Origin of the sequence: Cyclonatronum sp. (assembly GCF_022565315.1) — a bacterium.
GTDB lineage: Bacteria > Bacteroidota > Rhodothermia > Balneolales > Cyclonatronaceae > Cyclonatronum.
The window spans coordinates 19,529-28,011 of record NZ_JAIUMX010000044.1 but is presented as its reverse complement, the minus strand read 5'-3'; the positions used below and the strand labels follow the sequence as shown (position 1 = coordinate 28,011).

General features: G+C 51.7%; 6 protein-coding genes. 2 read left to right on the top strand and 4 right to left on the bottom strand.

The genetic code is table 11. From position 1 onward, the window contains the following. Window positions 1-186: 186 nt before the first annotated feature. Entirely contained in the window at window positions 187-1,857 is a 1,671-nt protein-coding gene (locus LAT75_RS08715) for a DEAD/DEAH box helicase (RefSeq protein ID WP_291482265.1), read from the bottom strand. A gap of 605 nt (window positions 1,858-2,462) precedes the next feature. On the opposite strand from LAT75_RS08715, the gene LAT75_RS08710 reads away from it, so the two are divergent. After that, complete coding sequence (locus tag LAT75_RS08710; protein WP_291482264.1) at window positions 2,463-4,502, top strand: T9SS type A sorting domain-containing protein; 2,040 nt, start codon at window positions 2,463-2,465, stop codon at window positions 4,500-4,502. A 120-nt stretch (window positions 4,503-4,622) separates the two neighbouring features. Here LAT75_RS08710 and LAT75_RS08705 read toward each other — a convergent pair whose 3' ends face one another. The 3 genes from LAT75_RS08705 to LAT75_RS08695 form a co-directional block, all read right to left on the bottom strand. Beyond that, the gene (locus tag LAT75_RS08705; RefSeq protein ID WP_291482263.1) at window positions 4,623-5,543 is read right to left on the bottom strand and encodes an HAD family hydrolase; all 921 of its coding nucleotides are present in this window, start codon (window positions 5,541-5,543) and stop codon (window positions 4,623-4,625) included. A 112-nt stretch (window positions 5,544-5,655) separates the two neighbouring features. Beyond that, on the bottom strand, window positions 5,656-6,636 hold the full coding sequence (locus LAT75_RS08700; RefSeq protein WP_291482262.1) for a glucosyl-3-phosphoglycerate synthase: 981 nt from the start codon (window positions 6,634-6,636) through the stop codon (window positions 5,656-5,658). Then, on the bottom strand, window positions 6,623-7,804 hold the full coding sequence (locus LAT75_RS08695; RefSeq protein ID WP_291482261.1) for a M20/M25/M40 family metallo-hydrolase: 1,182 nt from the start codon (window positions 7,802-7,804) through the stop codon (window positions 6,623-6,625). Before LAT75_RS08695 ends, LAT75_RS08700 begins: the two co-directional genes overlap by 14 nt. Window positions 7,805-8,092: 288 nt before the next feature. Here LAT75_RS08695 and LAT75_RS08690 point away from each other — a divergent pair, with 288 nt between their 5' ends. Further along, entirely contained in the window at window positions 8,093-8,422 is a 330-nt protein-coding gene (locus LAT75_RS08690; protein WP_291482260.1) for a hypothetical protein, read from the top strand. Window positions 8,423-8,483: the final 61 nt, after the last annotated feature.

Genomic DNA, 8,483 nt, shown 5'->3' with positions numbered 1-8,483 from the left:
CAGCTTCCTTCAGATTCCACCTCGCGATGGACACCCTTGCTCTTGGCTAATGGTTGGCGATTACAAACCCCCATAGTGGACTTTCACCACCAAGTTGGTTGCCATGCACGGCACACCAAAAAAAGCCTTCCTGAAATTATTCAGGAAGGCTTTTTTTTTGCATTTGTTTCCGAATCCGAATCCGAATCAGGCAGGTTTCACCTTTACATTTTTTTTGCGGATGCGGGCCTTGTTCATCTTATCCATTACAAGGGAAACCTTATCGGAAGGAATATCCACAAAAGAGAAATTACTCTGAATGTCGATATGCCCGATGGTGTAGCCCGGAATGCCTGACTCACCGGCTATGGCCCCAACAATATCGCCGGGGCGGATATTGTCGCTGCGGCCTACATTAAAGCGCAGGGTCTGCATGTTGGAGTCGTCGCGGGAATCCACAAAGCCGCCTCTGTCTTTTTTGCCGCCTTTCTCGCGCTTTCCTTTCTTAAACTTTTTATCGTCACGGAAATCCTGCTGCGGAGCAAAATTATCCTGCTCAGGGAAATCGGTGCGGTTTTTCTCGAACTCTTCCATCCGCATTTTCAGAAACGCGGCGGCAATTTCGATCGGAGAATAGCTCAGTTCCGACAAAGATTCAATCTGCTCGATATAGGGCTTGAGTCCGCCTTTGGTGAGTACATCGCTCAGTTCATTGATCTGCAGGGTCATGCGGGATTCCTTCACATCTTTAAGGGAAGGCATCCCAACCGATTCGATCGCACTTTGGGTGAAGCGCTCAATGAATTTGATGCTGCGGATACGGCGGCCGCTTGCAAAAGTGTAGGCGGTTCCTGATTTTCCGGCCCGGCCTGTGCGGCCGATACGGTGCACATACTGCTCCGGATCCTGCGGGATGTCGAAGTTAAACACCACATCCACATCATCAACGTCGATGCCGCGGGCGGCAACGTCGGTGGCAATAAGCAGGTCAATCTGACCGCTTCTGAACTTCTGCATCACCTTATCGCGCTGCCCCTGAGAGAGGTCGCCGTTAAGGATTTCGCTGGAATACCCGCGCGACTGAAGCTCTGCCGACACATTTTCCGTTGCCACTTTGGTGTTACAGAAAATGAGGCCGAGTTTGTAGTTGTTCACATCCATCAGCCTGCAAATGGCTTCAACCCGCACCGAATCGCGGACTTCAACCACAAACTGCTTAATGTCGGGGGTGGTAACGGGCGAGCGTTCGATGGTGATGCTCGCCGGATCAACCATGAAGCGTTTCATGATTTCGCGGATCGGCTTGGGTACCGTAGCCGAGAACATCAGCATCTGCACCCTGTTTTCTTTTTGCTTGTAGGTGAGGATTTCTTCCATATCCTCACGGAAGCCCATGTTCAGCATCTCGTCGGCTTCATCAAAAATGACCATTTTGAGATGACCGAGCTTGAGCGTGCCGCGCTTGAGGTGATCGATAGTACGGCCGGGGGTACCCACAAGAATTTGTGCACCGCGGCTAATTGCCTTAATCTGATGGGAAATGTGCTGCCCCCCGTAAACCGGAACTACGCGCAGACCGCTGGTTTGGCCGGATAGCTTCTGAATTTCACCCGTTACCTGAATGGCAAGCTCGCGGGTGGGACACTGGATAAGTACCTGAATCTGATTTAGGGAAGGGTCGGCTATTTCAATAGCCGGGATGGCAAAAGCTGCCGTTTTCCCGGTGCCGGTTTGCGCCTGCCCGAGCACGTCGCGCCCGCTAAGCAGCAGGGGGATGGTCTGGGCCTGAATGGGTGTTGGCGCTTCAAAGCCCATTTTCTTAAGGCTTTCAAGTACGGCTTCGCTGAGACCAAACTCAGCAAATGATTGGATTGACATATAATGGAATTACTGATAAAAGATAAATGAAAGAACGGGCCTGGTGTTCCTGCAACATGTGCTTCTACTGATACATCTGTCGGTGGCGGGCAGGTTATACCGGTGAAATATTTCGCCGGCACAATTACCCTGTACCAATCAACAAGATGCTCCCCATAGTGCTGTTCCCGACCCGACCCGATGCCCGTTACTGCATTTTTATCTGTTATCAGGTTCCTGAACTGCATAGCCGGATTCAATCCTGTTAAGGAAATCCGGTTACTTCTACAAAAAACAACCAAGCTGGTAAGATACAGCTATTTTGTGCCAATACCGATTTTCTAATTTACCGGCCATCAAGGGCTGCCGCGCAACCGCTCTCAAAAAGAAATGTCCGCTTTTGATTTAATTACTAAATTGAAAAATTGCCTGATTAACTGAACACCGTTGGCTGAATAACATGATGCTCCGCATATTCATAGTCAGTACGTAAGCTTGTTATGAATATTCAGGGATTAAAAAAAAGCGGTTTTATTTGAATTCAGCCCTTCACCATAACCCAACCTGTTATGCACTTAAAAAATATACTTTTCTACTCTGTTGCTTTGTTGTTGATATCATGGGTAATGTTTTTCCCGCAAGCAACGCAGGCGCAATGGGGCGAAAATCCTAATGAGAACCTGGTTATTTCGCTCAAGCAGCTGGAGTCTCTTCAGCCCAAAATTGCTTTGAACCCTGCCGACGGCGGCGCCTATGTGAGCTGGTTTGAGCTTTCCGGCTTTGGCGGCTATCACGTTTTCCTGCAGCGGCTTGATGCGCAGGGAAACCTGCTGTGGAACCCGAACGGCATCAGGGTAGCGCAGCGCAATTTCACCTCAACACAGGATTACGGCCTTGCCGCTGATGCTTCAGGCAACGCCGTGCTCGCTTTCCGCGACGATCGTCGCGGCGGGGAGCGCATCACTGCCGCGAAATACAGCCCGGACGGCACCGCACTTTGGGGCGAGCTCGGGATTGATGTTTCCGGCACCACTGATTTTGCAGGCGCACCGGCTGTAGCCGCAACAACCGACGGCGGCTACGTTGTAGCATACACCGGCGCAGGCCCTTCTGTGGTTGTGAAGCTTGATGCAAGCGGTGAACTCCTCTGGACCCGCGAAGAAACCGCGGCTGCCCTGCTCTCCGTGTCGGACATTACCGCATCTGACGCGCCCGGCGAAGCCGGTGAAGTGATCGTGCTGTTCCGCACGCTCGGTCCGCCCACCGTTCCTGGCCGGTTAACGGCACAGAAATACGCTGCTGACGGCACCCGGCTTTGGGGAGAAAACCGCGCCGAAATCATGAACAGCGGCTCCCTGCAGCTCGGGAATTTCCCGAAGATGAGCGATGACGGCACCGGCGGGATGCTGGTGAGCTGGTATCAGAGTCAGCCGGCGCTGCAATCTTATGTGCAGCAGGTGCTGGCCGACGGCAGCTTCCGCTTTCCTCAGAACGGCCTGCAGCTTTCATTTAAAGCGGGTCAGCTTCGTACCGATCCCTCTGCCGTGCTCGATCCCGAAACCGGCGATGTGTACGCCTTCTGGCGGGAAACGAGCGGCAACCAAAACCTGATTGGGCTCTACGGTCAGCGCGTAAGCGGCGAAGGCACAAGAGCATGGGGTGATGACGGCCGGCAGTTCATCCCCCTGGGCAGCACCAACATTGGCAACATCCGCGCTGCTATGATCGGGGGCGAAGCGCTCGTTGCCTGGATGACCGCTCCCTCCTTCACTGAAAACACCCTGCAGGCCGCACGGCTTGATACCGATGGCAATTACGTGTGGTCTTCTGAGGCCGTTACCCTTGCCCCCGGGGCAGGCAGTAAAAACCGGCTTTCATTCACAAATGCCGGTAGTAATGAAGTCTTTTTTGTATGGGAAGATGAGCGCACGGGCGTTCGCGGCATATACGGCCAAAACCTGCAGGCCGATGGCAGCCTGGGCCCGGTTGAAGACCCTGAGCCCGACCCTACGCCCGTTGTGACTTTTCAGGTTGATATGAGCGTTCAGCAGCTGAAAGGCGATTTCGACCTGAGCCTGGGCGACCGCGTGCATGTGCTCGGCTCCTTCAACGGCTGGTCCGTTTCGGATGAAAGCGCCCTGGCACAGGATCCCGAGCAGGTACCTGAAATTTTTGTACTCACTACAGAAATTGAACAGGAAACCGGCACAACCATCGCCTATAAATTCTACATCGAAGCCGGCGACGGCAGGCCGCTGCCAAACGACGGCTGGGAAGGAAGCGTAGGCCCCGGCGATAACGGCAACCGTGAATTTGTACTGGAAGAAGAAGTCGTGCTGCCCCTTGTATTTTTCAACAATGAGGATGAATACGATACCAGCCTGCCGGAGCGGGAAAACCCGTTCGCCCTTGTGCTGCATCAGAATTACCCGAACCCGTTCAACCCCGGCACGCAGATCGCCTATGAGCTGCCCGAAGCCGGCGATATTCGGGTTGAGGTGTACAACACGGTTGGTCAGCGGGTGGCGGTGCTGTTCAGCGGCAGGCAGGCCGCGGGAGCGCATCAGCTCTACTTCGATGCCGGCGCCCTTGCCAGCGGCATGTACCTGCTGCGCCTTCAGGCAGGCGATCAGGTTCTCACACGAAAAATGACGCTGCTGAAGTAAGTCTCTGCCCGTGCTAAGGCCCGGAAACGCATCACCCTAAAATAATACCACTAAACAAAAAAGGCGTCCCCTTTGGGACGCCTTTTTTGTTCGTAAAACCGGATAAGGGCAAGGGGCCCATCACCCCACACACTGCACCAACTGATACAGACGCGTGATTACCAGGTCGGGGCTGATATCGGAAACCCGGGGGTCGTCTTTACGCCATTTGAGGGAGCGCTGATCGCCGGCGAACAGCGCCGTTTTGAATCCGAAGTGGTGCGCGGGGTAAATGTCTTTGAGCATGTCGTTGCCCACAAAAAGGACCTCTTCAGGCTTGATGCCGTAGTGCGCCTCAAAGGCGGTTTTCAGCCGTTTGTGAAAATCGAGCGAGGGCTTACAAAGCCGCTCTTCATAGCTCCAGATGCAAAGATTGATATCGAAGTAGGCCTGATCGGGCTCGGTTTCGATGTGGGCCTCGTAGATCATGGGTGTGTAGAACTGCGAATTAGACAGGATGCCAAGTTTCAGCGATTTGGCAGCGAGGGCCTGCAGGGTCGATTCGAGATCGGCCATGGGCCAGGTAGGATTGTTCCGCATTTCGAACTCGATGGTGAGTTTTTCAAGAAACTCCTGACCCGGATCTGCTGGCAGCTCCTCATTACCGCAAGCACGCAGGCGGCCCAGCACATCTTTCCAGACTTCAGTGATTTCGACCTCAGGGTAATCAACACCTTCATCCTTCATGGCCTGCTTGTGATCGTTAATAACCCGCTTGTAAATCTGAACGCCCTCAACGGCATCGGGCTGTATGCTGAGGGAGGGCAGCAAGGTTTCAAAAGCGGCTTTAAATGCGACCGACTCCTCGTTTTTAGGGTCATCGATGATGGTATCGCCCGTGCCCGACATAAACATGGTGCCGTAAAAATCGAAGGCTACAGCTTTGATGCCTTTCATTTTCTGCAGAACCGGCGGGGTGTAGGTTGGTTCCGGCTCCATGGGTTTGGAGAGTTCGAGAATCCGTCTGAGGAGTTTCTGGCGGAGCGTGAAGGCGGTAGTCATTTGAGTTTCGCTTTGGTGCTTGTTTTTTATGATGAAAGAGCCTGACACACAAGATGCGCAGGCTCTTTCAAATTAATGAAAAACGGCCACTATAAACAGCCGCGGAGGGTTCTCAGCCGTCGAGATTGTATTTTTTTCGGTATTCGGGTATTGTGTTCATCGGCGGCCGTTCATCTTCGGTAATATGATGTTCAACCACATCATACTCACTTTTTACGGCCTGAAACTGACGAAAGATGGTTTCATAATCTTTGTGTAAGTCAAGGATGCCCATCTCTTTACCCCGGGTGAGGAATGTCTGTAAAATACCGAACGACATTTTGCCGAGGTCGCGGGTCGATTTGTTGTCGTGTATCCGCTGATCGAGGTCGCACTGTGCGAAGGCCTCCATGCCGTATTTGCCGTACACATCAAGCAGATGCGAGGTTTCTACTCCGTAACCGATCGGAAAGGCGATTTCTTCGAGCACGCCGCGCCTCACCGCATACTCGCCTGACAGCGGCTGAATGATGGCAGTGAGTTCCGGGAAAAAGAGCGAAAACAGCGGGCGGGTCAGAATCTCGGTCACGCGACCGCCGCCTGATGGCCGGGTTACATTCGAGAGCGTAAGCGGCCGGTCGTAGAAGCCTTTCACATACTTCACTTCCGGACGGTAAATCAGCGGGCCTATCAGGCCGTAGGCAAAACGGGGGTGGATGTTTTTGATATCGGCATCAACATACACAATGATATCGCCTTTGAGCTGATAAATGGATTTCCAGAGATTTTCTCCCTTGCCCTTTTTCTTTTCAAGATGCGGGAGGATGTCATCAGCCAGATACGTATCGGCGCCGAAAGACTGCGCAATTTCGATGGTTTTATCGGTTGAGCCGGAGTCGATTACGGCAATTTCATCAAGCAGCGGATAACGGCTCATCAGCTCTGAGCGGAACAGCACTACTTCTTTACCGATGGTCGTTTCCTCGTTCAGCGTTGGCAGACACAGAGAAATGGTAAGGCCCTGCCGTTCTTTTTCTTCCACCATTTTCCTGATATCCCAAAAATCGGAATGGTGGTAGGTATTTTGTTTAATCCAGTGTTTAATTGAGCTCACAAGCGCCTCCGTCAATAGCTTTAATAGTTGCGATTAGCTGGGCCAGCCCTTTGTAAACGGGTTCAATTGTTATAGATTCCTTATCCTCGCCCATGCGGTTTCCTTCTGTTATCCCGATCGTTACCGCAGGTATGCCCTTATCGATAAAGGCAGCCAGTTCGGATGTAGATGGGGCCAGGTGCGGCTCAACGCCCAGCGACTTGATAATTTTGCGCGTTGAGCGAACCAGCGGATGCGAAAATGCAATACCGCCCGGTTCACGCCGGGCAAAGATGTCGAGTTCGACCGTTTCACTGTGGCCGGATGTTACTTCAGTGGTAATTTCCTCGATACGATCTGCAATTTCACGGGTTAGTTCGGCGGACTCTGAGCGAATTTCAAACTTCAGGCGCGCATAAGTTGTAATCGTGTTGTAGGAGGTACCTCCCTCAATCGAACCCATCACAACGCTGCTTTTCGGACGCTTCGGCAGGCGGATATCGTTAATTTTGTTGATCACCTCATTTAGCGTGAGGATAGCACTTGAAGAACCAAAGCGGGACCAATCGTACTGCTCCGGGATGCGGCAGGTAATATCACCTCGAAGCATGCCAATCGATTTGTGGCTAAGCCTGCCCAGCCGCACGCCTTCAACGCAAATGCCGTAGCTAACCGGCATCTTTCCGTTTGAGAGAAAAAAACGAAGACCCTCAAGATTTCCGCGGCCGAGGCTTTTGGTTCCGGCAACTAAAATGATGTTATTATTTGGCTTGTATCCTATCTTTTCAAAAATATAGGGCAGTGTTGCAAGCACGGCAACCCCCAGGCTGTTATCAGCTACTCCCGGGCCTATCACTTCTTCAGGTGTAATGGTGAAAGTGTGATTTACAGTTTCGGGCACAATGGTATCGGCATGGGCTACGAGCATAATATTTTTATCTCCGCCCTGCCCGTCGATAACACCGACCCCGTTGCCTACTTCGTCGATAGATGTTTTGGAGAGGCCGAGCTCGGTAAACCGATCGAGCAGCAGCCTGATGCGCCGTTCTTCGTGGAAACTTGGTGAGGGTACTTCACCCAGCATCGCAAGGTTGGCCAGCAGAATCTCTCTTATTGACTCCGTACTGCTTATCAGGCCCGGTATTTCCTGAATTACGGCATCAAGAACCGGATTTTCAAATGGTGTCATATTGTCTCAGTACTGAAAAGGTTGATTAATAGTATTTTAGCAATTTACGGCGTACTTCAGCTTCTCTAAGCACTCACACTTATGCCGTAAACCCCGCAGACTTTTTAATATAATTCAGGGAATTTGGCTAATTTATTTGCCTGCAGCTATATTTAACCCAAATAATAATGACTTAATTCAAAGAGCGACTTAAAATAACGATAGCAGACTGAATTCCCAATTTTCATTTTGACGCCGGCTTTACCGGCCTCCTCTTCACTGTTTTATTAAAAATAACTTCTCAATGTTATGGAAATATTTCCCGTAATTGCCGCTCTGGAACTCGAATCTTTGTGGCTGCTTATCGGCTTTTTCGTTTTTGTTGCGTTGTGTGCGGCAGCTGCCATGCTGCTGTTGCTCAGGCAGCACAATTACGGGCTCCCCCCGAATTCAACACAGGCTATCATGCTGGTAATGCTGCTTATAACCCTGCTTGTTTCGCTGCTTGTGGCTACGGGCTTGTACCGCATCACTGAACAAACCGATTCCGGCAAAGATGAGGACCGGAATTCAGAACAGCTGCAGTGGCACCATCCCCGGCCTGATCAAAACAGCATTCCCGAAACTGAAGCTGAGTAAGTTGATTTTGAGGAGCAGATGATTTCTTTTTGAAGACTAACTGCGCCGGATACCGAAACGA